Source organism: Atopomonas sediminilitoris, assembly GCF_022601735.1.
In the GTDB taxonomy this organism is placed as follows: domain Bacteria; phylum Pseudomonadota; class Gammaproteobacteria; order Pseudomonadales; family Pseudomonadaceae; genus Atopomonas; species Atopomonas sediminilitoris.
On the sequence record NZ_JAKUMM010000001.1, the window covers coordinates 153897 to 177783 of the forward strand.

A 23887-nucleotide genomic window follows, 5' to 3' on the forward strand; every position below is an offset into this window, starting at 1 on the left:
GCCCTTGGCCGTCGCCAATGACGTCACCCTTTGTGCTTGGATTGCGGATTAAGCCTTATTTAGGCGTGCCAGCAAACTGGAAGTATCCCAACGACCGCCCCCCATGGCTTGTACATCGGCATAAAACTGATCAACCAGCGCGGTCACCGGCAGCTGTGCGCCATTGCGGCGCGCCTCTGCCAAAACGATATCGAAGTCTTTGCGCATCCAGTCCACGGCAAAGCCGTGTTCAAAGTGGCCTTCCAACATGGTTTTGTGGCGATTATCCAGCTGCCAGGACTGCGCTGCGCCTTTACCGATCACGCTCATCGCCAGCTCAGCGTCGAGGCCGGCTTTTTGTGCAAAGTGCAAACCCTCCGACAACGCCTGCACCAAACCGCCAATGCAAATCTGATTAACCATCTTGGTCAGTTGTCCGCTGCCTACCGGCCCCATCAGCTTGCACATGCGCGCGTAATGGGCGATCACAGGCTCAGCGCGCTGATAAAACGCAGGCTCGCCGCCAACCATCACGGTCAGCGCACCGTTTTGCGCCCCCGCTTGGCCGCCCGATACCGGCGCATCCAAAAAGCCCACCTCGCGCTCAGCCGCCGCCACGGCTAACTCACGCGCCACATCTGCCGACGCGGTGGTGTGATCAATCAGCACGCTACCGGCAGCCATACCGGCCAAGGCGCCCTGCTCACCCAACACAACGCTGCGCAAATCCGCATCATTGCCCACACACACGCACACCACATCGGCGCCTTGCGCGGCCTCGCGGGGCGTCGCCGCCTGCCGGCCACCGTACTCTGCCACCCACGCTGCGGCTTTACTGGCCGTACGGTTGTACACGCACACTGACAAGCCGGCTTTTTGTAAGTGACCGGCCATGGGGTAACCCATCACGCCCAAACCAATAAATGCAACGGTAGTCATAACGATGCTCCTTATCCTTTTTAAGGTAATCACAGCATGCGCGCATGCGGAAAAATCATGCTGCGAGCCTAGCACCTGACTCACATACGGCCTAGTGACGCCCACAGCGAGCTTGGGCATACTGGCGGCCATTTTTTCACGCTTAGGGTTACCCACATGATTACAGTTAACGAATATTTCGCCGGTAAAGTTAAGTCGCTGGGCTTTGAGCTGAACCAAACGCCAGCCACGGTTGGCGTGATGGCGCCGGGCGAATACGAATTCGGCACCGGCAAAGCTGAAATCATGCACGTGATTGCCGGCGCTTTGACCGTCAAGCTACCCGGCAGCGACAGCTGGGAAACCTTCGCCGCCGGCACACAATTTAATGTGCCAGGCGACAGCAAATTCCAACTGCAAGTGGCTGTCGACACCGCCTACCTGTGCGAATACTGCTGATCGGCGCCGAGCCCAACTGCAGGATTTAAGGCCGCTCCTATGCGGCCTGTTAGCGAAGCAGCCGCTCTATTGAGCGGCTTTTTCGTCAGCGTCACGCAAATGCAACACAATCGACTTATTGTCGCGCACGCATCCCAAGCCCAAGGATATGGACATGACACGCGACGACCTTCCGAGCTTTAGCAACGCTGTTTGCGCCCTGCTGTTTTTCTTGCTGGCCACCGCCCTTTATCTATGGCCTGTCAGCAGTTTTGCGAGCAACAGTCTACCGATTATCGATCCCAACCAGCCGGTGCTGCGCATCCAAGGCTCTAACACCATTGGCTCCGAACTATCACCGGCTTTAGTCGAGGCCCTGTTTAAGCAACAAGGCTTTAATCAGGTCACTCGCCGTCCCGGCAGCGTCGCCAACGAGCAACGCATCGAAGGCCGCAACGCCGTCGGCCAAAGCATCTTCGCCGAACTCGCAGCACACGGCTCCAGCACAGGGTTTGTTGGCTTAAGCGAAGGCACGACCGACATTGCCGCCGCCTCGCGTCCGATCAAAGACAGCGAAGCGCAAGCACTGTTGAATTTAGGCGACTTAAAAAGCCAAGCGGCCGAGCACATCATCGCCATCGATGGCCTCGCCATCATCGTGCACCCCAGCAACCCGCTGCAGCAGACTGACACCGCCACTCTGGCACGCCTGTTTGCCGGCGAAATCAGCGATTGGTCTGAGGTAGGCGGCTCCGCCGGCCCGGTCAAGGTATATGCCCGCGATGAACAATCCGGCACCTTTGACACCTTTAACGAGCTAGTACTGAAAGCCAATGGCAAAGCCTTATCGCCAGAAGCCAAGCGCTATGAGTCGAGTGACCAGCTCTCCGACGACGTCAGCCGCGACCGTCATGCTATCGGCTTTATCGGCCTGCCCTACATCCGCCAAGCCAAAGCCTTGGCCGTAGCCGACGGTGAATCACAAGCGATGCAACCGCTGCCCACGCTGCTCGCCACCGAGGATTACCCGCTGTCGCGCCGCCTGTTTTTGTACCACAGCCCCAGTAACACCAACCCTTGGGTGCATGCGCTGATGACATTGGCCAACAGCCAGTCTGGCCAAGCGGTGGTAACGCAGTACGGCTTCATTGGCCAACACATTCAATCCATGCACGTTGCCACCAACAAACGCATGCCGGCGGCGTATCAAGAGCTCAGCCAGCAAGCACAGCGCTTGTCGGTTAACTTCCGCTTTGCCGAAGGCAGCTCCAAACTCGACAACAAGGCCATGCGCGATATTCAGCGCGTGTTTGACTATCTGTATCAAGCCGACAAGCTGGAGCGCGATGTCGTATTGGTTGGTTTTGGCGATCCGAAAAAACTTGACCGCCCAGGCCGTGCCGAGCTGCTGTCGAAGCTGCGTACCATGGCCGTACGCCGTGAGCTGATTAAGCAGGGCGTGATGTTCCGCGACTACCTAGGCTTAGGCGCTGCGCTGCCGGTAGCGGCTAATGATGGCGACGAAGGCCGCAACAAGAACCGTCGTGTCGAGGTGTGGGTCTACTAAGACAACTGAGCGTGACAGCCTTACAAGCTGTCACGCTCACGATCAAAGGTTAAGTAGTACTTATTAACGCTGCTGACATAACTGACGCTGCCCATCCCCAGTTGTTCCATCGCTATACGCTCGACATGAAAAAACCAGCGATCCGGGTTTAAGCCACGCTGCCGCGCCTGCGCGCGCAAACCCTGCAAACGATGCGGGCCCATGTTGTAAGCCGCCAGCATGAACGCCAAACGCTCATGCTCGGGAATCCGCGAGCTGGCAAAAAACTCACGCTTTAAGCGCGCCAAATAACGTGCGCCGGCTAAAGCGTTGCCCTCAAGGCTGGCGTACTGGCTAACGCCGACCGCTTTGGCCGCCACCGGCGTGACCTGCATCAAACCCGTAGCCCCGCCTTGGCCTCGCGCCGCTGGATTTAAGCTCGACTCTTTATAGGCCACCGCCACGAGCGCCAACCAATCGACGCCGGTTTCTTTGGCCGCCTTTTGTAACGCCGGTTTGATCTTGGCAATCCGTCCACGGTCTTGCCGTCCCAGCGGATAATGCACTCGATACAAACGCTGGTAGACCTGCCGAAACGCCTGATCTTGTGCCGGTGCGGCTTGATATTGACGTAAAAACCGGTCGATCTGGCTTTGCAAACCCGTCGCCACCTCGGGGGCCACCCAAACCATGTTGTAGCTGCCGGGCAAGGCCAGCTGCGGATCAATACGCAGCTTCTTTAAAACGCCCGCCCAACGCTCCGCAATCGGCAGCTCGACCCAGGTGTGGGCCAAAACGCCGGCATGCACCAACTCCAACACATCCTCAACCGCCAGCGAGGGATCACCCCAGTCCACCGACACCGGCTCTAACTGCAGCTCGGCAAGGTGTTTGTTCAAGCTCGACACCGCCGCCGGCGCAATACTGCCGCGCGGCAACACCACCACCTTGCCGGCCAACTGCTCTAAGCGCTGATGACGACGTGTCGTGTAATGGCTCACCAACACCAAGGGCACTTGAATCTTGTACGGCCGACTGGGGCGCAACTCATCGGGTAAGCGTTTTAAATCAAGCAGCTCGCCCGGGGCGATAAAGTCACCACGATGCTGCTGTAGCGCCTTTACCAACTCATCTTTGGGCAGTGGAATCAGTCGAAGGCGCACTTGCTTGGCGGCCGGTTGCCCGGTATTAAGAAAATCCACGAACGCTTCAACACGCAGGCTTTCCACGCCAATGGTTTGCCCGCGCACCTTGCCGGAGCTATTGCGGCTTTGATTGATCAGCACGCGCAACTCGCCGCTTTTGCGGATTTCCGTCAGATCACGGAAACGCCATTTGGCATTACGCTGCCACGGGTCAAACGGCTCGACCACGCGTGCCGAGGCCTGCCCGAGCGGCAATAACCCAACGCACAACAGCAATAACGCGCAGCCCAAATACCGCATTATCAACATCCATGAAGAAAGCTAACCCGCTCTGACTCAGGTGCCGCAAACAAGTTCAGCAGCCATGCTAAGCTGCGCGCGCTTTTTTACCGCACAGCCGGAGCGCACCATGCAACTGATCGACATTGGCGTCAATCTTAGCAACAGCCAGTTTGATGATCGTCACGCCACTTTACTGGCTGACGCCATCGCTGCCGGTGTCGGGCAATGGTTATTAACCGGCACCAGTCTGACGGAAAGCGCCGCCGTGCTGGCGCTGGCCGAGCAACTCGACCCGCCAGCGCAGCGTTTGCTGTGCACAGCTGGCGCCCATCCGCATGATGCCAAAAGCTGGCACAGCACCACCCTGAGCGAACTCAAGACCCTGCATCAGCACAGCCGCGTGCGTGCCGTGGGTGAATGCGGCCTGGACTTCAACCGCGACTTCTCGCCACGTCCGCAGCAAGAGCACGCCTTACACGCGCAACTGGAACTGGCCGCCGAGCTCGGCAAGCCGGTGTTCTTGCATGAACGCGACGCCAGCGAACGATTGCTCGGCATTGTCCGCGAATACCGCGATGCGCTAAACGGTGCCGTCGTGCACTGCTTTACCGGCGACAAAGCTGCGTTATACGCCTATCTGGATTTGGATTTACACATCGGCATCACCGGCTGGATTTGCGACGAACGCCGCGGGCAAAACCTGCAAGGCTTGGTCAAGAACATCCCCAGCGGCCGTTTGTTACTAGAAACCGACGCCCCCTACCTACTGCCACGTAGCCTGCGGCCCAAACCCAAAAGCAACCGCAACGAGCCGCAGTACCTGACGTGGATTGCTCAGGAAATCGCCCGTTTACGCGGCGAAACCGCACCAGCGCTGGCGGCGCACACCACGCAAGCGGCACAGCAATTGTTTGGCTTTGCCGCCTTGCCACTGAGGGAAGCAACGCCCGAACACTAAGCGGGTCGACCGCTGCCCACCCTGTTCTCAACCAAAGGTCTAAATGCCTGTGACTGAGCAGTCATGCTTTAGTGGCTGCGCCAATCACTGCGCTCACGTTGAGCGCACCGCACAGCAAGATCGAGGAGAACAACAAGATGCAACGATCCCCCTTGGCACGCGCTATTGTCCTTGGCGCTTTAAGTGCAGGCGTGTTGCTGCCTAGCCTAGCTCAGGCCGACTTTATTAAAGACAGCAAAGCCAGCGTGCAACTGCGCAACTTCTACTTTAACCGTGACTTTCGCGACGTAGCCTCTAACAAGCAATCCAAGCGTGAAGAATGGGCGCAAGGCTTTATCTTCAAAGCCGAATCGGGCTACACCGAAGGCACCGTTGGCTTTGGCTTGGATGTGTACGCAGGGCTCGGTTTGAAGCTCGATAGCAGTGACGAACGTGCCGGCTCTAACCTGCTGCCAAACAGCTACGGCGACGAAGGCCCAGGGGCCTACTCAGAAGCGACCGGCGCGGTGAAAGCGAAACTGTCGAAAACCGAACTCAAAGTGGGCGGCTTGATGCCCAAGTTACCCATCGTTTCCTCCGGTGATTCACGCCTGTTGCCGCAATTTTTTACCGGTGGCCTGCTGAGTTCGATGGAAGTCGACGGCCTGAGCCTCAACGGCGGTCAACTGCGCGAAGTCAACTTCCGCGACTCGACCAACCTAGAAGACATCCGCGCCAGCAACTACAAAACCAGCAAAGGCAGCGATCGCTACAACTTTGCCGGCGGCGATTACGCCATCACCAGCACCACCAAAGTGGGCGCTTGGTACGGCGAGCTGGAAGACATCTACGATCAATCCATGCTCAACCTGATACACAACCAAGCTGTGGGCGACTGGAACTTTGGCCTAAACCTCGCTTGGTTTGACTCCAGCGACAACGGCAACAAGCTCGGCGGCAAGATTGATAACGAACTGACCTCAGTGAACCTCAGCGCCGCCACCGGCGCTCATAAATTCACCGTGGGCTATCAAGACAGCGACGGCAAGAACCCCTTCCCGTTTCTGCAAGAAACCGATCCCTACATCGTCAACTACATTCAAATTCTGGATTTCACCCGTGCTGACGAGCAGTCCTGGCAAGCGCGTTACGACATCAACTTTGCCAACTACGGCGTGCCCGGCTTGGCTGCCTTTGTGCGCTATGTCAGCGGTGACAACTTCAGCACCAGCACGAAGAATGATGCGCAAGAGTGGGAGCGTGACATCGACGTGAGCTACACCATTCAAGAAGGCACCTTCAAGAACCTCGGTTTCCGTTGGCGCAACGCTATGGTGCGCTCGGACGCCGCCGGCGACTTGGATGAAAACCGCTTGATCGTCTCCTACACCGTGCCCTTACTGTAAAGCGACACACCAAGAAAAAGCCCGGCACACAAGGCCGGGCTTTTGGTTAGCGATGAGGCATTAGTCGTCGCTGATCGCACCGATCTTGTGAATCGACAAATCAGCACCGTTGAACTCTTGCTCTTGATCCAAGCGAATGCCAACAACCGCTTTCAAGCCGCCGTAAATCAGCAAACCACCGACCAAAGCAATCGCCACGCCCGCTGCCGAACCGACCAACTGGCTGGCAAAGCTAACACCGCCCAAACCACCTAACGCCTCTTGACCGAAGATGCCACAGGCAATGCCGCCCCACACGCCGCACAGGCCATGCAGCGGCCATACACCCAGCACATCGTCGATCTTCCAACGGTTCTGAGTCAGGGTGAAGGTAAACACAAACAAGGCACCGGCCACCAAACCTGTCGCCAACGCACCAACAGGGTGCATTAAGTCTGAACCGGCACACACGGCAACTAGGCCAGCCAACGGGCCGTTGTGTAAGAAGCCCGGGTCATTACGGCCCACCACCAGCGCGGCAATGGTGCCGCCGACCATGGCCATCAACGAGTTCACGGCCACCAAGCCGCTGATTGCCTCAACGGTTTGCGCGCTCATCACGTTAAAGCCAAACCAGCCGACAATGAGGATCCATGAGCCCAGCGCCAAGAACGGAATGTTCGACGGCGCAAAAGCCACCACACGACCATCGCGATAACGGCCATTGCGCTGCCCCAGCATCAGCACCGCGCCAAGGGCCAGCCAGCCACCCACCGCATGCACCACAACAGAGCCGGCAAAATCATGGAAGCCGGCACCAAACTGCGCTTCAAGCCAGCCTTGGAAGCCGTAGTTGCCGTTCCAAATCATGCCTTCAAAGAAGGGATAAACAAAAGCCACCACCAGCGCCGTTGCCACCAACTGCGGAACGAAGCGTGCCCGCTCGGCGATGCCGCCGGAGATAATCGCCGGAATTGCCGCCGCAAAGGTCAGCAAAAAGAAGAACTTCACCAAGGCATAACCGTTTTCACCGGTCAGCTCAGCAGCAGGCGCCATAAAGGTCACGCCATACGCCACCCAGTAACCGATAAAGAAGTAGGCCAAGGTTGAAACAGCAAAATCACTGATGATCTTTGACAGCGCGTTCACTTGGTTTTTCAGGCGAACAGTGCCCACTTCCAAGAAAGCAAAACCAGCGTGCATGGCCAGCACCATGATCGCGCCCATCAAGATAAACAGCGTGTTCGAGCCGTGGACCAGGGTTTCCACAGCACTGTGCAAGTTTTCCATTACGTTTGTTCCCCGCAATTGCTTTGCGCACCAGGAAGCATCACCAACTCAATCAAAGCACCCTTTAGGTGCATCAATTATGCAAAGCCAGCAACCGCGACACCCGCGTTTCGCCTATCTGGAGCACAGTCAGCGCTGCACTCCAGCCCCACAAAGCCTTGTTAATCAACTGTTTTATAGGTTTTCTATACTTCGCTGCAGATCAAGCACCGACTCAGTGCACGCACTTTTCCACAGCAAGCACCACGATCAAGCACAAAGCATGCCGGCAAAGGCCAGTGCGCACCTATTTAGCGCAATAACAAAGTGGTTTCGATGATTTATCCGCGCGCCACAAGCCGCTAAGCTTGCGTAAAGCTCGGCCAACTTAGGAGGACACTTGGACTGGACTACCCTGCTCTGCCGCGAACGCTTGGGCAAAGCCTCGCAAGGCAGCGAAGAACTCGGCCGCACCCCGTTTCATAAAGACCACGACCGTGTGATTTTCTCCGGCGCATTTCGCCGGCTTGGCCGCAAAACCCAAGTACACCCCGTGGCCAGCAATGACCACATCCACACCCGCCTCACCCACAGCCTTGAAGTGGGCTGCGTTGGTCGCTCGTTGGGCATGCGAGTCGGTGAGATCTTACGCAACGACATGCCCAGCTGGTGCTCGCCGGCTGATCTGGGCGTTATCGTGCAATCAGCCTGTTTGGCCCATGACATTGGCAACCCGCCCTATGGCCACTCGGGCGAAGATGCCATCCGCAACTGGTTCCAGCAGGCGCACCGCCAAGGCCTGCTCGATCAACTGGCTGAGCACGAGCGTGATGACTTGCTGCACTTCGAAGGCAATGCGCAAGGCTTTCGCGTGCTGACGCAGCTGGAGTACCACCAGTTCGACGGTGGCATGCGCCTGACTTACGCCACCCTCGGCACGTATCTGAAGTATCCGTGGACGGCCAGCCACGCGGACACCCAAGGCTACAAGAAGCACAAATTCGGCTGCTATCAATCCGAGCTACCTCTGCTTAAACAGGTTGCTGAACGCCTAGGCCTACCCGAAGTGGCCCCTAATCGCTGGGCACGCCACCCCTTGGTGTACTTGATGGAGGCCGCCGATGACATCTGCTACGGCCTGATTGACCTTGAAGATGGTCTAGAAATGGAGCTACTGGACTATCCCGAAGTCGAAGCATTACTGCTGGACCTGGTCGGTGATGACCTGCCGCAAACTTACCGTCAACTCGGCGAGCATGATTCGATCCGCCGCAAACTGGCGATTCTGCGTGGCAAAGCCATCGAGCATTTAACCAATGCCGCCGCCGACGCTTTCGTGGCGCAACAACCCGCTCTACTCAACGGCGAACTTAAAGGCGACTTAGTCGAGCACATGCATGAACGCGCCAAGCGCTGTGTCCTCAAAGCCAAAGAGTTAGCCCGCCAGAAAATTTTCCAAGACAAGCGCAAAACCCTGCACGAGATTGGCGCCTACCGCACCCTAGAGGTATTGCTCGAAGCCTTTACCACAGCCAGCCTAGCGCAATCACGCAGCGAAGAGCTGAGCTTTCGCCATCGCCGCACCCTCGACTTAATGGGCAATAATGCCCCTCAGCCAGGTGCCGACCCTTACACCGCGCTACTACGCGTGATTGACTTCATCGCCGGCATGACCGACAGCTACGCCGCACACATGGCGCAAGGTCTGGTTGGCAACAACACCCTTTAACTCAAGAGAGACAGCCAATGAGTGACACCCCCACCGACGCTATCGACTTTGGCCCCCTAACCGGCCTACTCGGCACTTGGATTGGCGACAAAGGCGTTGATAAATCCCCCGAGCCGGACGGCGAAGAGCGCAGCCCGTATTACGAAATCATCACCTTCAGCAGCGCCGATGATGTTGATAACGCCGAAGAGCAGGAACTGGTCGCCGTGCATTATCGGCAGCTCGTCAGCCGCAAAAGCAACGACAAAATCTTCCACGATGAATCAGGCTACTGGATCTGGGACGACGACAATCAACTGCTGATGAACTGCTTTGCCATTCCACGCGGCATTAGCATCACCGCCGGCGGAAGCGCCGAGGAAGGCTCAAGCGACGGGCAAGACAGCACCATTTTGCACGTTAAGGCTGCGCTTGGAGATGCCGACTGGCCAATCGCTCAGTCGCCCTTTCTGCGCGATAAGGCGCGTACGGTATCGTTTGAGCGCACATTCACCCTGCAGGGCGACAGCCTGATCTACAAACAAACCACCGTGCTAGAAATTTATGGCCGCACCTTTGAGCACACCGACATCAATCGGCTAACGCGCGCCGAAGACTAAACAATAAATACAAAGCATAAAAAAACCCGCAGCTCAGGCTGCGGGTTTTTTGTTGCGGCGGCTTAACGCCCGCCGCGACTCAGGCCATTACTGCTTGGCTTGAGCTTCTACCTCAGCTTCAACACGACGGTTCAGCGCACGACCTTCGTTGCTAGCGTTATCCGCAACAGGTTGTGCTTCGCCGTGACCGACAGCGCCTACACGCTCAGCTTCTACGCCGTACTGGTTAACCAGAACATCACGCACAGCATTAGCGCGGCTTTCAGACAGCTGCTGGTTGTAAGCATCGCTACCCACGGCGTCAGTGTGACCTTCAACAGTGGTAGTGGTTTGCGGGTACTGCTTCATGAAGTCAGCCAGGCTCTGGATGTCTTCGTAGCTTTCCGGCTTAACCACAGACTTGTCGAAGTCGAACTTAACGTCCAGCTCAACACGGATCACTTCAGCAACGGCTGGGCAGCCATCGGCGTCCACAGTCACGTTAGCCGGGGTGTCAGGGCACTTATCAACGCTGTCACACACGCCATCGTTGTCCGAGTCGCTGCACACTTCAACCGGTGCTGGCGCCGGAGCTGGCTTGCTGCCGCCCAGGTTAACACCCAGACCTACGCCAGCCATCCACTCAGTCTGACCGTTGTCCAGACCGTGCATCACGTCCACGCCGGTCTTCAGCAGTACGTTTTCGCTCAGGTAGTACTTAACGCCAGCACCCAAGTTGAACATGGTGGTGGTGTCTTGACCGCGAGTGTAGGTGTTATCCAGCTCTTGGTGGGCAAAGCCGGTAGAAACGTAAGGACGCAGGGCGCGCGGGCCCGGAGTACCAAAGTGGTAAACCGCATCCAGACCGGTCAGGTGGCCGTTGACTTTCTCTTTGTCCGACTCGCCAACCAGGCTGTCGTTAGAGTCCAGGCTCTTGTAAACGCCGTGGCTCAGGTTCAGAGACAGGTCTTCGGTCAGGAAGTAGCCAATGCTGCCGCCGTACAGGTTACCGTCAGTGGTATCGCGTGAACTGTCGGTGAAGTAACGCTTAGCAAAAACGTCCATCTCCACTGCGCCCTGGCCCTGAGCCAGAGCCGGCAAAGTAGACATGGCGATCAGCGAGCCGATTACCAGGCCAAGGGTGCTTTTCAGTTTCATGTGTATCCCCTCTCAAGTAAAAAACAGCCTCACCACATGTAAGGCCATCACACTTAAGCTTGCTCAGCGGGCGCAGCTCCTAGCTGGCCGTTTGCGTTGCAAACTTATCGCGTAAGCGGTCAAGTGCGCGCTTGTAGCGCATTTTAGTGGCACTTAACCCCATGTGCATAATGTCTGCGATCTCTTGGAACTCGAGCTCAGCGACAAAACGCAACACTAAAATCTCGCGGTCAATCGGGTTGACCTGATCTAACCATCTATCCAGTCCGCCGCGCTCCATGGATAACGGGGCGCTTTCTTCTGTTGGCTCATCGTCAGTGACCTCTAAGGTCAGCGCTTCCACCAAACGTTTTTTACGCCGCTCTTTGCGGTACTGGGTGATGCACTCGTTGTACGTGATGCTGTACAGCCAAGTCTTGAATTTGGACTTGCCTTCAAAGTGCTTCAAGCCATGAAACACCTTCAGCATGACTTCTTGACACACGTCGTCAGCATCGCGCTCATTGCCAAGATAGCGCACACAGACACTGAAAAGGACACGCTGGTAACGACGCATCAACTCTTCATAAGCGGTTGTCACATGGACAAGCTCTGCGTTGGCCCGCTCGACCAACTCCTCATCGGTAAGATCACGAGGGTTGTATCGCAGAGAAAGTGGGTGAGACTTCTTCAAGACGCTCTACTTGTCTGCTGGCGAATTAGCGCCACCAAAAGCACCTTGGGTGTTATTGGCGGCGTAAATTAGGGAATTATGGCTGCTTTTGCAACACACTTCAGCGGCTTTTTACACAACCTTCTAACAACAGGCGGTTGGGTATAGTTAGTCGCTCTCCTGAGGCCAACAACAACACGGTTTTTACTGTGCCGATTTCTTCAATTTCACCGCAAACTGCATCCAAGGTAATTTCTTCACCGACCTCATACAGCTCACGAATATAGATACCGGCAAGGATTTGACTGGCCACTTGGCGACTGCCCAAACCGATCGACAAAGCGGCTGCCAGACCGAAGGTGACCAAGACGATCGCAATCACCAAATTCAGCAGTTCGGTTTTAATTTGTAACTGGCTGATGGCCACGGAGATTGTGATGATTAGTACTAAGCCTTGGGACAACCGCCCCATCGCATGGGCGTAATCTAGGCCTATCCCCTCAGCGGCACCTTTAGAGACGTTGTAAGCAAAATGTGCCAATAAGGTACCGCCCAGCATCAGCAACACCGCGGAAAACAGCTTGGGCAGGTACAGCACCACGCTGTCCAGCATATTGGAGACACGATCAAGCCCCAGCACTTCGACCGCAGAAACCGCAAACACCAGCACGATAAACCAGTAAATCACTTTGCCCGTTAGTGCTGAAACCGGAATACCTACGCCAATGCGCTTGAGCAGCTTATCCACACCGGAGCCAGTCATCAGGCGATCTAAGCCTAACTTTGCCAGCACTTTGGTGATTAAGGCATCCAGCAACTTGGCCACCACAAAGCCCAAAATCACCAGCACCACAGCGCCCAGCAAGTTAGGGATAAAGGCGGCAATCTTGCCCCACAGGGTGGTCATGGCTGATACAAGGCCTTGCGTCCAGATATCCAACGGCATTGCCGCTTACTCCTTAGAAGCTTGTTCGGCGCGATTCTTTTGCTCGCGCGCAGTGTTCATTTGGGTCGAGGCACGCGAGAAGCCGATAAACAAAGCCTCAATCGCATGACCTAGCATTTCCAACAAATCCGCAAAGCCACTCTGACGGTTGGCTTTTCGCAACACGCGATCAAGGCGGCGGTCTTCAACTTCGACCGACTCAGTGTCCTTGCCCAGTAATTCGCGCAGCGATGATTCGAAAGGATCCACCCAGTTTTCCTCGTTTAAATCCGCGATTCTGACGCAGCTAACGCCTAGCGCGTCACACCTTTAACGGTTTTTGCAGCGATCAAATCCAGCGTAAGCGCCTAAACACCAACAGCTGTACGGTACTGAGCGTCAGCATGATGCCCAGTGCAATCCAAAAGCCCCACGGACTTTGTGCGCCAGGCATACCGCCAACGTTAATCCCCAGCAGACCCGTGACAAAACCGAGCGGCAAGAACAGCGCGGTAACGATCCCTAGCACATATAACGTGCGGTTCATCTTCTCGGCCATGAAGCGCTGTTGCAGCTCCTGCAGAAAGCCGATGCGTTCGCGCAGCAGGTCGAGCTCCTCCACATGACGGGTTAAGTCGTTGTGCAGCTCATTCCAGCGTTTACTCTGAGTGCTATCAAACCAATCGGCACCTAGCTCGTGCAGTTGATTGAAGATATCGCGCTGCGGGCCCAAAAAGCGGCGTAACGCCGCGACTCGCCGACGATGCAGCGCTAAGGAGCACTGATGAAAACTGACCGCCTCCTCATCAGCTCGCGCCTCGAGTTCATCCACCTGATCCGAGACCTCGAGCAAGCTTTGATCGATGCGCTGATTGAGGTTTTCAGCCAAATCCAGCAACAACTCAGCCAATGAGCGCGCGCCTTTGCCCGCCAATAGCATTTCGCGCGTATCGACCGCCGCTTTTAACGGACGATGGCGCAGCGTCAGCAAGCGGTGGCGATCCACATAAATGCGCAAGCTGACCATGTCTTCCATGTCAGCGCCTGGGTTTAGATTGACCCCACGCAAAAACACCAACAGCGCATCACTGCCCACCCGCACCAAGCGCGGGCGGGTGTTTTCTTCCAACAACAGATCACACACAAACGGGGTTAAACCGCTTTCAGTGTGCAACCACTGTTGCGCCGCAGCATGGGTGCGCTCGAGGTGCAGCCATAACGGCTGGGTGAGTGCTTGGGTAGGCTGCTGCGTAGGCAAGTCATCCAACTGGCTGGCAAAGCCGCCGCGTCCATCCAGCACGCCACCAAAAATCAACCCCGTTGCTTGCGGCGCATCGACCATCGCCGTATTACTCCGGCATGCTCAGCGCGGTAGGCGAAACGATCACGCCGTTATTATCGGCATACACGTATTCACCTGGCTTGAAGGTCACACCGCCGAAGGTCACGGCAACGTTCAGGTCACCAATGCCACGCTTGTCGGTTTTCATCGGGTGGGTCGCCAACGCTTGCACGCCCAAGTCGGTTTGCCCGATCACGTCAACATCGCGGATACAGCCGTAGACGATGATGCCTTCCCAGCCATTCTTCGCGGCTTTTTCCGCCAGCATGTCGCCGAGCAGTGCGCGACGCAGCGAGCCACCGCCATCCACCACCATGACCTTGCCACGACCGTCTTGATCGACCTGCTCTTTAACGATGGAGTTATCTTCAAAGCACTTAACGGTGACAATCTGACCGCCAAACGAATCACGACCGCCAAAGTTGCCAAACATGGGCTCTACCACTTGTACGTCAGGGTAGGCATCGCACAGATCAGGGGTTACGTATTGCATGCTATTGCTCCTTAGCAGAGAAGATTACAGGTCGACGCCTAGGCGATCGCCTTCATAAACCACGCGGTAAAAGGTCAGGGCGGGACATTGCCCATCTAACGCCTGACCCGACTGCAAATCAAAGCGCACGCCATGCCGCGCACAGCACAGTGTGTTGGCCTGCAGACTGGCATTCGCTAATGGCGCGCCAATGTGCGGACAACGGTTATCGATCAGTAACGGCTGTTGTTCCACAACCATCAGCAGCAGCTCGCGCCCTGCCACCCGAAACACCTGTCGATAGCCTTCTTCAAGGTTAATTAGGCGCTCGAGTGCGACAAACATGGCTAGTCCAGCCGCTCGACGCTAGGGTGCGCGCACTCGCCCGTGGTAAGCCAGGCTTGCACCAAAGGCCAAACTTCCTCTTGCGCGGCACGACTAATCAACATGTCGACATGGCCAAAGTTATGACTAAACCCTGTCTGCGCACCTAAGTTTAAAAAGTAACGCGGTGATGCACCGTACTGCGCCGCTAGCTTGCGGCAGCACCAGGCCGGATCTTGATGATCGCCCTCACCGGCAAACGCTAACATCGGCACTTTGGCTTGGGTTAAACCAAACCACCAATCTTTATCCGCATCACCAAAACGCCCAAACAGCTGATGCCAGCGAATCGCTTCAAGGCCCAGCCCTAAAGGCTCGTCTTCGGGGCCGCGCTTTAAGCGCCGCCCCGGCAGCAAGCCCATGCGTTTAAGCACAAAACGCCCACCCCATGCCAGCGGCGGAATTTTAATCGGCCAGTACACGCGACTCACCTGTGTGCCAAACAGCACCACGCTGGCCATTTCATGCTCAGTGAGATAAGCGCCGCCCAACGCTGCAGCAAGGGTTGTGCCGCCCAAGGAGTGGCCAATCCAGTGCGGCCGTTGCCCGCCACTTTGTTCCATGACAAATGCTGCAATAGACGGCAAGTCATAACGCGCATAGTCGGCCACAGTGTTGTGGTCATAGGCCTGATTACGCGGTGACAAACCATGGCCGCGCATCTCGGGAATCCACACATCGAACCCAGCACGCGCCAGTTCAGCCCCCAAACCGATGCCACGCGGCGAGCACCAAAAGCGTCGATTGGAAAAACTGCCATGCAGCAAGACCACCGGCACACCGCCGCTGCTTTGCTGCAGGCGCGTGACCGCCAACGTCACGCTGGGGTCGGGGCTATTGCCCGGCTTTAAGCGATAAACGTCTTCATTGAGGCCCGCGCACAACTCGGCGCTGGCCAAGGTCACAGGGAACAGGGCACTACTACTTTGCATGCCAGAGGCTCAAACCGTTAGGACAAAAATGAAGCGTTGCAGGCGGCCAAGCCGCCTGCACACTATGGCGCGTTAAACTTTCTGACCGGCCAGGAAGAACCAAGTCTCCATCACCGAATCAGGGTTTAACGACACCGTATCGATACCCTGCTCCATCAGCCACTTGGCCAGATCAGGATGATCGGACGGGCCTTGACCGCAAATACCGACGTATTTCCCAGCCTTGTTACAGGCTGAGATGGCGTTGGCCAACAGCTTTTTCACCGCCGGATTACGCTCATCAAACAGGTGCGCGACAATACCGGAGTCACGATCCAAGCCCAGCGTAAGCTGTGTTAGGTCGTTAGAGCCAATCGAGAAACCATCAAAGAATTCCAAGAACTCTTCGGCCAGTAAGGCGTTCGACGGCAGTTCGCACATCATGATTACGCGCAGACCGTTGTCGCCACGCTGCAAGCCATTGGTAGCCAACAACTCCACCACCTGCTCCGCCTCACCCAAGGTGCGCACGAACGGCACCATGATTTCGACGTTGGTCAGGCCCATGTCGTTGCGCACTTTTTTCAGCGCACGGCACTCAAGCTCAAAGCAGTCACGGAAGGTTTCGCTGATATAACGCGACGCACCACGGAAGCCCAGCATGGGGTTTTCTTCTTCGGGCTCGTACAGCTTACCGCCAATCAAGTTGGCGTATTCGTTGGACTTAAAGTCAGACAGGCGCACGATCACTTTCTTCGGCCAGAACGCAGCGGCCAAGGTGCTGATGCCTTCAACCAGCTTCTCTACGTAGAAGTCGACTGGCGAGGCGTAGCCGGCCATGCGGCGCTCCACGCTGTCTTTGACGTCTTGCGGAATGCTATTGAAGTTCAGCAACGCTTTGGGGTGCACGCCAATCATGCGATTGATGATGAATTCCAAGCGCGCCAGACCAATGCCTTCGTTGGGCAGCTGGGCAAAGTCAAAGGCACGATCGGGGTTACCGACGTTCATCATGATCTTAAACGGCAGCTCGGGCATGGCATCGACCGAGTCGGTGCGCAGCTCAAAGTTCAGCTCGCCTTCGTAGATCATGCCGGTATCGCCTTCGGCGCACGATACGGTGACGGCTTGGCCATCCTTCAGCAGTTCAGTGGCGTTGCCACAGCCAACCACGGCGGGAATCCCCAACTCACGAGCGATAATCGCCGCGTGACAAGTACGACCGCCACGGTTAGTGACGATGGCGCTGGCGCGCTTCATGATCGGCTCCCAATCGGGGTCGGTCATATCCGACACCAACACATCGCCGGGCTGAATTTTGTCCATCTCGGCCAAGTCGTGAATAACCTTGACCTTGCCGGCGCCAATGCGCTGGCCGATGGCACGGCCTTCAACCAAGACCTTGCCTTTTTCCTTGAGCAGGTAGCGCTCCATCACACTGGCGCTGGCGCGACTTTTCACTGTTTCGGGGCGCGCTTGCACCACGTACAGCTTGCCGTCATCACCGTCTTTAGCCCACTCGATGTCCATCGGGCGACCGTAGTGTTGCTCGATGATCAGTGCTTGCTTGGCCAGTTCTTCAACTTCAGCATCGGTGATGGAGAAACGCGCGCGTTCGGCTTTCTCAACATCCACAACTTTGACCGACTTACCGGCTTTGGCTTCATCGCCGTAAACCATCTTGATCGCTTTGCTGCCCAGGTTGCGGCGCAAAATAGCCGGGCGACCTTCGTTTAGCGTGTGCTTGTGCACATAGAACTCGTCAGGGTTAACCGCACCCTGCACCACGGTTTCACCCAAGCCATAAGCCGAGGTGATGAACACCACGTCACGAAAGCCTGATTCGGTATCCAGCGTGAACATTACGCCGGCGGTGCCCGTTTCCGAGCGCACCATCTTTTGCACACCGGCCGACAAGGCGACCAGTTTGTGGTCAAAGCCTTGGTGTACGCGGTAAGCAATGGCGCGATCGTTAAATAAAGAAGCAAACACTTCTTTTGCCGCATGGATGACGTTATCCACACCACAGATATTCAGGAAGGTTTCTTGCTGACCGGCAAAGGAGGCATCGGGCAAGTCTTCCGCCGTTGCCGACGAGCGTACCGCCACCGCCAAATTGGCGTTATCACCGGCCAATGCGGCAAAGGCTTGGCGAATCTCTTGATCCAGACGCGCAGGCAACGGCGCATCCATCACCCATTGGCGAATTTGCGCACCGGCTTTGGTTAGCGCGGCAATGTCATCCACATCCAGCGCATCAAGCACTTCATTGATGCGCGCGTTCAGACCGCTCTGTTCCAAGAAGTCGCGATAAGCCTGAGCCGTGGTAGCAAAACCACCAGGCACCGAAACGCCAGCATTAGCAAGATTGCTGATCATCTCGCCCAGTGATGCATTTTTGCCGCCGACATGCTCTACATCATGCACACCAAGCTTATCGAGGGACACTACGTACTCTGCCAAGGTGATCTCTCCCCTAGGGTCTGGATGAAACAGGTCCGGCACGACCTGTGGGTGAATGTGGCCTGGGGCGACGAAATAAGTAACAATGCCGCCCATTCGCTACATGGCGCTGGTAAAAGCGCCGCCTATGATAGCCGAGTTTCCTTTTTGTCTTAAGGCCCAAGGCCCATGAAACGCACAGCATTCTTTATTTCAGACGGCACCGGCATTACTGCCGAAGGTTTAGGTCAATCGTTACTGGCCCAGTTTGAAAGCACACGCTTCGATAAACTGACCCGTCCGTACATCGATACACCGGAAAAAGCCCGCGCCATTGTTGAGCAAATCAACCGTGCTGCCGAGCAAGATGGTGCTCGACCGATCATCTTCGACACGGTGGTCAATAAAGAAATCCGCCAAGTTATCGCCGAGTCACACGGCTTTATGGTGGACATCTTCGCCACCTTCTTATCGCCGCTAGAAGCAGAGCTAGGCACGGAGTCCAGCTACTCCGTCGGCAAGTCGCACTCGATTGAGAACAACGCCGGTTATAAAGAGCGCATCGATGCCGTGCACTTCGCCATGGATAACGACGACGGCGCCCGCACACACTTTTATGACAAAGCCGACCTGATTCTGGTCGGTGTTTCACGCTGCGGTAAAACGCCAACCTGTCTGTACATGGCGCTGCAATACGGTATTCGCGCCGCCAACTACCCGCTGACCGAAGAAGACATGGAGCGCTTGCAGCTACCAGCGAGCCTCAAGCCTTACAAGCACAAGATCTTCGGCCTGACCATCGATGCCGATCGCCTTAACGCCATCCGCAACGAGCGCAAACCCAATAGCCGCTACGCCAGCTTCGATCAATGCGACTTTGAAGTGCGCGAAGTAGAAGCCATGTTCCGCCGCGAAAACATCCCGTTTATCAATTCAACGCATTTTTCGGTTGAAGAAATCGCCGCGAAAATCTTGGTGGAAATGGGCGTTGAACGCCGCCTGAAATAAACCACCGCGCCACCGCGATAAAAAGGGCTGCCCGAAAGAGCAGCCCTTTTTGCTATTGCACGATTAAAAACTATCGCCTGGCACACGCACCGCGCCTTCCATCAGGATTCGCGCACTGCGGCTCATAATGGCTTTGGTCACCGTCCACTGACCGTCAACCTGCACCGCTTCGGCGCCGACGCGCAAGGTGCCCGATGGATGACCGAAACGCACCGCCTGACGATCACCGCCGCCGGCCGCCTGATTAACCAAGGTGCCGGGCACCGCTGCCGCCGTGCCAATGGCCACCGCACAAGTGCCCATCATGGCGTGGTGCAGCTTGCCCATCGACAGCGCCCGCACCAACAGATCAACCTCGGCCGCCTCAACGGTTTTGCCACTGGAGGCCTGATAAGTTTGCGGCGCACTGACAAAAGCAATCTTTGGCGTGTGCTGACGCTTGATGGCCTCGTCGGCTGTTTTGATCAGCCCCATGCGCAGAGCGCCGGCAACACGAATCGCCTCTAAGCGTGCCAAAGCCTGCGGATCGCCGTTGATTGACTCCTGCAACTCGGTGCCTTGATAGCCAATATCCGCCGCATTCACAAAGACCGTTGGGATACCGGCAGTGATCATAGTCGCAGGCAATACACCGATGCCCGGCACGTCGAGCTGATCCACCAGATTGCCGGTTGGGAACATCGAACCGCCGTCCTCACCATCGCCCTCTTCGGCCGGATCAAGAAATTCCAGCACGATTTCCGCCGCGGGAAAGGTGACGCCGTCCAGCTCAAAATCGCCGGTTTCTTGCACTTCGCCATCACGGATCGGCACATGGGCGATGATGGTTTTGTGGATATTGGCCTGCCAAATGCGCACCACGCAGACACCGTTTTGCGGAATCCGCGCGGCATCTACCAAGCCTGCATGAATGGCAAAGGCCCCAGCCGCCGTGGACAGATTGCCGCAGTTGCCGCTCCAGTCGACAAACGCGCTGTCGATCGACACTTGACCATACAAGTAATCGACATCGTGATCCGGCTGGCTGCTTTTGCTCAAGATCACGCACTTGGAGGTCGAGGACGTCGCCCCGCCCATACCGTCGGTGTGCTTGGCATACGGGTCAGGACTACCAATCACGCGCATAAACAAACGGTCGCGCGCTTCACCCGGCACTTGCGCACTGGCGGGTAGGTCTTGCAGGCGAAAGAACACGCCTTTACTGGTGCCACCGCGCATATAGGTAGCGGGGATTTTGATTTGTGCCGCAAAGCTCATGCTTATTTCTCCTCACAGCGGGCTTGCAGGGTTTGCGATAGCACCGCCAGCACGCCTTGGGTGTTGCTCAAAATATCGTTATTCCAAAACCGCAGAACCACAAAGCCATTGGCCTGCAACCACGCATCTCGCTGGCTATCGTGATGGTTGGCCTGATGTTGACCGCCATCGGCCTCGACCACCAAGCGCGCCTCTAGGCAGACAAAATCCAAGACATAAGACCCTAGCGGATGCTGCCGGCGAAACTTATAGCCCTGCAAACGTCGATCACGCAGGTGTAACCACAAACAGCGTTCGGCCTCGGTCATCCGCTGGCGCAGATGGCGGGCAAAAGAGTGGCTATCCATAGCGCACCTCGTAGATTATTTTTCCCTCACCCTAACCCTCTCCCAGAGGGAGAGGGAATGAAAGAAGCCCTATTGAACTATCTGCCCCAAAAAATCACCGAACAACTTGGTGACGCCGATAAGCCCCTCTCCTGAGGGAGAGGGGTTGGGGTGAGGGCCCGCCTTACGCCTTGCCGTCTAAAAAGTCCTGTGCGAAGCGTTGCAGCACGCCGCCAGCTTCATAAATCGACACTTCTTCGGCAGTGTCCAAACGGCAGATCATCGGCACGGTCAGCGTTTCGCCGTTAGCGCGATGCACGCTCAACGTCAGCTCAGCACCGGGTTTACGCTCACCACTAACGTCATACGTTTCAGTGCCATCAAGCCCTAAGGTTTCGCGGTTGGTACCCGACTTAAACTGCAGCGGCAGCACGCCCATGCCGATCAAGTTGGTGCGATGGATACGTTCAAAGCCTTCGGCAGCGATCGCCTCCACACCGGCTAAGCGCACCCCTTTGGCCGCCCAATCACGCGAGCTGCCTTGGCCGTAATCGGCACCGGCAACAATGATCAGCGGCTGTTTGCGGTTCATGTAGGTTTCAATCGCCTCCCACATGCGCACCACATTGCCTTCCGGCTCGATGCGCGCCAGCGAGCCTTGCTGCACGCTGCCATCGGCGTTGCGCACCATTTCGTTAAGCAACTTGGGGTTAGCGAAGGTGGCGCGCTGCGCCGTGAGGTGGTCGCCACGGTGGGTCGCGTAGGAGTTGAAGTCCTCCTCCGGCAGGCCCATTTTCGCCAAATATTCGCCGGCGGCGGAGCTGGCCAAAATCGCATTCGACGGTGACAAGTGATCCGTGGTGATGTTGTCGCCCAGCACCGCCAGCGGACGCATGCCTTTGAGGCTGCGCTCACCGGCCAGCGCGCCTTCCCAATAGGGCGGACGACGAATATAGGTACTCATCTCACGCCAGTCGTACAGCGGGCTCTTGGCTGGCTCGATGGTGCCCAGATCAAACATCGGGATATAGATTTCGCGGAACTGCTCAGGCTTAACGTGTGCGCCGACAATCGCGTCGATTTCTTCATCGCTTGGCCAGATATCTTTGAGGCGGATCTCTTGGCCATCGGCCACGCCGAGCACGTCGTTTTCGATATCAAAACGCATGGTGCCGGCAATCGCATAAGCCACCACCAGTGGCGGCGAGGCTAAAAACGCTTGCTTGGCATACGGGTGAATGCGCCCGTCGAAGTTGCGGTTACCCGATAGCACGGCGGTGGAATACAAATCACGCTCGATGATTTCTTGCTGGATTTTAGGGTCCAGCGCGCCACTCATGCCGTTACAGGTGGTGCAGGCAAACGCGACAATGCCGAAACCGAGCTGTTCCAGCTCCGGTAGCAAACCGGCTTCTTTCAAATACAGTTCAGCGACTTTCGAACCCGGGGCAAAAGACGACTTCACCCACGGTTTGCGGAGCAAACCAAGCTTATTGGCGTTGCGCGCCAACAGGCCCGCAGCCACCACGTTGCGTGGATTACTGGTATTGGTGCAGCTGGTGATGGCGGCGATGATCACCGCGCCATCCGGCATCAGACCCTCGGCCTCTTGCGCGCGGGCCGCGGCCAAGTCACCGGCAATGCCTTTGGCAGCCAAATCACGCGTGGCTACACGGGCATGCGGATTAGACGGGCCTGCAATATTACGCCCGACGCTCGACAAGTCGAAACGCAGAACACGCTCGTACTCGACCTTGCCTAAGTCATCACCCCAGAAGCCAGCGACCTTGGCGTAGTGCTCGACCAACGCCACTTGCTGCGGCTCGCGCCCTGTCAGTTTGAGGTAATCAATGGTTTGCCCGTCGATGGCAAACATCGCCGCGGTCGCACCGTACTCAGGCGTCATGTTGGAGATAGTGGCGCGGTCGCCAATGGTCAAACCGCTGACGCCCGCACCGAAGAATTCCAGATAGGCACCGACTACGCGTTCTTTACGCAGGTATTCGGTCAACGCCAGCACGATGTCGGTGGCGGTAATGCCAGGCTGACGCTTGCCGGTGAGTTCGACACCGACGATATCAGGCAAACGCATCATCGAGGCGCGACCGAGCATCACGGTTTCGGCTTCTAAACCACCCACACCGACGGAGATCACGCCCAAGGCATCCACGTGCGGAGTGTGGCTGTCCGTGCCGACACAGGTATCGGGGAAGGCCACGCCTTCACGCACCTGAATCACCGGCGACATTTTCTCCAGATTGATCTGATGCATGATGCCGTTGCCGGCCGGGATCACATCGACGTTTTTGAACGCGGTTTTGGTCCACTCAATAAAGTGGAAGCGATCTTCGTTGCGGCGCTCTTCAATCGCGCGGTTTTTACTGAAGGCATCCGGGTCAAAACCGCCGCATTCCACCGCCAGCGAGTGGTCGACGATCAACTGAGTCGGCACCACTGGGTTGACCTGCGACGGGTCGCCGCCTTTCTCGGCAATCGCATCGCGCAGGCCGGCCAAATCGACCAGCGCGGTCTGCCCGAGAATGTCGTGACACACCACGCGCGCCGGATACCACGGAAAATCCAAGTCGCGCTTACGCTCGACAATTTGCTTAAGCGCATCGGTCAGTTGTGCCGGTTCGCAGCGACGCACTAACTGCTCAGCCAAAACGCGCGAGGTGTACGGCAGGGTGTCATAAGCGCCGGAGCGAATCGCTTCGACGGCTTCGCGGGTATCGAAGTAATCCAGCACGGTGTCCGGCAGGTTTTTGCGGTATTGGCTATTCATGGTCACTCTCAAATCGGGC

General features: G+C 56.8%; 22 protein-coding genes. 7 read left to right on the forward strand and 15 right to left on the reverse strand.

Translation table 11 applies throughout. The annotated features are described in order from the left end of the window. Positions 1-48: 48 nt before the first annotated feature. A complete protein-coding gene (locus MKI83_RS00760) occupies positions 49-1050 on the reverse strand; it encodes an NAD(P)-dependent oxidoreductase (RefSeq protein WP_306423215.1) in 1002 nt (333 codons plus the stop codon). A 24-nt stretch (positions 1051-1074) separates the two neighbouring features. Here MKI83_RS00760 and ppnP point away from each other — a divergent pair, with 24 nt between their 5' ends. After that, complete coding sequence (gene ppnP / locus MKI83_RS00765; protein WP_241582746.1) at positions 1075-1356, forward strand: pyrimidine/purine nucleoside phosphorylase; 282 nt, start codon at positions 1075-1077, stop codon at positions 1354-1356. A 154-nt stretch (positions 1357-1510) separates the two neighbouring features. Continuing rightward, entirely contained in the window at positions 1511-2902 is a 1392-nt protein-coding gene (locus MKI83_RS00770; RefSeq protein ID WP_241582748.1) for a phosphate ABC transporter substrate-binding/OmpA family protein, read from the forward strand. A gap of 20 nt (positions 2903-2922) precedes the next feature. Here MKI83_RS00770 and MKI83_RS00775 read toward each other — a convergent pair whose 3' ends face one another. After that, positions 2923-4326: an MltF family protein gene (locus MKI83_RS00775; protein ID WP_241582750.1), complete on the reverse strand. Its 1404-nt coding sequence runs from the start codon at positions 4324-4326 to the stop codon at positions 2923-2925. Between the two features lie 109 nt (positions 4327-4435). Here MKI83_RS00775 and MKI83_RS00780 point away from each other — a divergent pair, with 109 nt between their 5' ends. Next, positions 4436-5266: a TatD family hydrolase gene (locus MKI83_RS00780; RefSeq protein ID WP_241582751.1), complete on the forward strand. Its 831-nt coding sequence runs from the start codon at positions 4436-4438 to the stop codon at positions 5264-5266. Positions 5267-5403: 137 nt separating this feature from the next. Continuing rightward, complete coding sequence (locus MKI83_RS00785; protein WP_241582752.1) at positions 5404-6651, forward strand: OprD family porin; 1248 nt, start codon at positions 5404-5406, stop codon at positions 6649-6651. Between the two features lie 60 nt (positions 6652-6711). On the opposite strand, the gene MKI83_RS00790 is transcribed toward MKI83_RS00785, so the two are convergent. Then, a complete protein-coding gene (locus MKI83_RS00790; protein ID WP_241582753.1) occupies positions 6712-7920 on the reverse strand; it encodes an ammonium transporter in 1209 nt (402 codons plus the stop codon). 379 nt (positions 7921-8299) lie between these two features. On the opposite strand from MKI83_RS00790, the gene MKI83_RS00795 reads away from it, so the two are divergent. After that, positions 8300-9628 carry a deoxyguanosinetriphosphate triphosphohydrolase gene (locus MKI83_RS00795; protein ID WP_241582754.1) on the forward strand — a complete coding sequence of 443 codons (1329 nt, stop codon included), beginning with the start codon at positions 8300-8302 and terminating at the stop codon, positions 9626-9628. Positions 9629-9645: 17 nt separating this feature from the next. Next, positions 9646-10227 carry a heme-binding beta-barrel domain-containing protein gene (locus tag MKI83_RS00800; protein ID WP_241582755.1) on the forward strand — a complete coding sequence of 194 codons (582 nt, stop codon included), beginning with the start codon at positions 9646-9648 and terminating at the stop codon, positions 10225-10227. An 87-nt stretch (positions 10228-10314) separates the two neighbouring features. On the opposite strand, the gene MKI83_RS00805 is transcribed toward MKI83_RS00800, so the two are convergent. From MKI83_RS00805 to ppsA, 9 genes are all read right to left on the reverse strand, one after another. Then, positions 10315-11364 carry an OmpA family protein gene (locus MKI83_RS00805; protein ID WP_241582756.1) on the reverse strand — a complete coding sequence of 350 codons (1050 nt, stop codon included), beginning with the start codon at positions 11362-11364 and terminating at the stop codon, positions 10315-10317. Positions 11365-11443: 79 nt separating this feature from the next. Beyond that, entirely contained in the window at positions 11444-12037 is a 594-nt protein-coding gene (sigX, locus tag MKI83_RS00810) for an RNA polymerase sigma factor SigX (protein WP_241582757.1), read from the reverse strand. Positions 12038-12137: 100 nt separating this feature from the next. After that, positions 12138-12962, reverse strand: a complete 825-nt coding sequence (locus MKI83_RS00815) for a mechanosensitive ion channel family protein (RefSeq protein ID WP_241582758.1) — start codon at positions 12960-12962, stop codon at positions 12138-12140. Between the two features lie 6 nt (positions 12963-12968). Beyond that, the gene (locus MKI83_RS00820) at positions 12969-13211 is read right to left on the reverse strand and encodes a CrfX protein (protein WP_241582760.1); all 243 of its coding nucleotides are present in this window, start codon (positions 13209-13211) and stop codon (positions 12969-12971) included. A 79-nt stretch (positions 13212-13290) separates the two neighbouring features. Next, entirely contained in the window at positions 13291-14283 is a 993-nt protein-coding gene (locus MKI83_RS00825) for a zinc transporter ZntB (RefSeq protein ID WP_241582762.1), read from the reverse strand. Between the two features lie 7 nt (positions 14284-14290). Next, entirely contained in the window at positions 14291-14776 is a 486-nt protein-coding gene (rraA, locus tag MKI83_RS00830) for a ribonuclease E activity regulator RraA (protein WP_241582764.1), read from the reverse strand. A 24-nt stretch (positions 14777-14800) separates the two neighbouring features. Further along, a complete protein-coding gene (locus MKI83_RS00835) occupies positions 14801-15100 on the reverse strand; it encodes a Rieske (2Fe-2S) protein (protein ID WP_241582766.1) in 300 nt (99 codons plus the stop codon). Positions 15101-15102: 2 nt separating this feature from the next. Beyond that, positions 15103-16071, reverse strand: a complete 969-nt coding sequence (locus MKI83_RS00840) for an alpha/beta fold hydrolase (RefSeq protein ID WP_241582768.1) — start codon at positions 16069-16071, stop codon at positions 15103-15105. Between the two features lie 72 nt (positions 16072-16143). Then, positions 16144-18513, reverse strand: coding sequence for a phosphoenolpyruvate synthase (ppsA, locus tag MKI83_RS00845; RefSeq protein WP_241583137.1), 2370 nt, complete (start codon positions 18511-18513; stop codon positions 16144-16146). 168 nt (positions 18514-18681) lie between these two features. Between ppsA and ppsR the strand changes: the two genes are divergently transcribed. Further along, positions 18682-19500 (forward strand): posphoenolpyruvate synthetase regulatory kinase/phosphorylase PpsR, encoded by an 819-nt coding sequence (gene ppsR, locus MKI83_RS00850; RefSeq protein ID WP_241582769.1) that lies wholly within the window; start codon positions 18682-18684, stop codon positions 19498-19500. Between the two features lie 63 nt (positions 19501-19563). On the opposite strand, the gene prpF is transcribed toward ppsR, so the two are convergent. The 3 genes from prpF to acnD form a co-directional block, all read right to left on the reverse strand. Next, entirely contained in the window at positions 19564-20757 is a 1194-nt protein-coding gene (gene prpF / locus MKI83_RS00855; RefSeq protein WP_241582770.1) for a 2-methylaconitate cis-trans isomerase PrpF, read from the reverse strand. Positions 20758-20759: 2 nt separating this feature from the next. Continuing rightward, entirely contained in the window at positions 20760-21104 is a 345-nt protein-coding gene (locus tag MKI83_RS00860) for an endonuclease domain-containing protein (protein ID WP_241582771.1), read from the reverse strand. Positions 21105-21267: 163 nt separating this feature from the next. Further along, positions 21268-23868 (reverse strand): Fe/S-dependent 2-methylisocitrate dehydratase AcnD, encoded by a 2601-nt coding sequence (acnD, locus tag MKI83_RS00865; protein WP_241582772.1) that lies wholly within the window; start codon positions 23866-23868, stop codon positions 21268-21270. Between the last annotated feature and the right edge of the window lie 19 nt (positions 23869-23887).

Coding starts and splice junctions, on each gene's coding strand:
- MKI83_RS00835 (WP_241582766.1), bottom strand. CDS start 15,100: ATGTTTGTCGCACTCGAGCGCCTAATTAACCTTGAAGAAGGCTATCGA.
- MKI83_RS00780 (WP_241582751.1), top strand. CDS start 4,436: ATGCAACTGATCGACATTGGCGTCAATCTTAGCAACAGCCAGTTTGAT.
- MKI83_RS00805 (WP_241582756.1), bottom strand. CDS start 11,364: ATGAAACTGAAAAGCACCCTTGGCCTGGTAATCGGCTCGCTGATCGCC.
- MKI83_RS00815 (WP_241582758.1), bottom strand. CDS start 12,962: ATGCCGTTGGATATCTGGACGCAAGGCCTTGTATCAGCCATGACCACC.
- MKI83_RS00860 (WP_241582771.1), bottom strand. CDS start 21,104: ATGGATAGCCACTCTTTTGCCCGCCATCTGCGCCAGCGGATGACCGAG.
- acnD (WP_241582772.1), bottom strand. CDS start 23,868: ATGAATAGCCAATACCGCAAAAACCTGCCGGACACCGTGCTGGATTAC.
- MKI83_RS00790 (WP_241582753.1), bottom strand. CDS start 7,920: ATGGAAAACTTGCACAGTGCTGTGGAAACCCTGGTCCACGGCTCGAAC.
- prpF (WP_241582770.1), bottom strand. CDS start 20,757: ATGAGCTTTGCGGCACAAATCAAAATCCCCGCTACCTATATGCGCGGT.
- rraA (WP_241582764.1), bottom strand. CDS start 14,776: ATGCAATACGTAACCCCTGATCTGTGCGATGCCTACCCTGACGTACAA.
- MKI83_RS00825 (WP_241582762.1), bottom strand. CDS start 14,283: ATGGTCGATGCGCCGCAAGCAACGGGGTTGATTTTTGGTGGCGTGCTG.
- MKI83_RS00770 (WP_241582748.1), top strand. CDS start 1,511: ATGACACGCGACGACCTTCCGAGCTTTAGCAACGCTGTTTGCGCCCTG.
- ppnP (WP_241582746.1), top strand. CDS start 1,075: ATGATTACAGTTAACGAATATTTCGCCGGTAAAGTTAAGTCGCTGGGC.
- MKI83_RS00785 (WP_241582752.1), top strand. CDS start 5,404: ATGCAACGATCCCCCTTGGCACGCGCTATTGTCCTTGGCGCTTTAAGT.
- MKI83_RS00800 (WP_241582755.1), top strand. CDS start 9,646: ATGAGTGACACCCCCACCGACGCTATCGACTTTGGCCCCCTAACCGGC.
- MKI83_RS00775 (WP_241582750.1), bottom strand. CDS start 4,326: ATGCGGTATTTGGGCTGCGCGTTATTGCTGTTGTGCGTTGGGTTATTG.
- MKI83_RS00760 (WP_306423215.1), bottom strand. CDS start 1,050: ATGGCCGCCAGTATGCCCAAGCTCGCTGTGGGCGTCACTAGGCCGTAT.
- ppsR (WP_241582769.1), top strand. CDS start 18,682: ATGAAACGCACAGCATTCTTTATTTCAGACGGCACCGGCATTACTGCC.
- MKI83_RS00840 (WP_241582768.1), bottom strand. CDS start 16,071: ATGCAAAGTAGTAGTGCCCTGTTCCCTGTGACCTTGGCCAGCGCCGAG.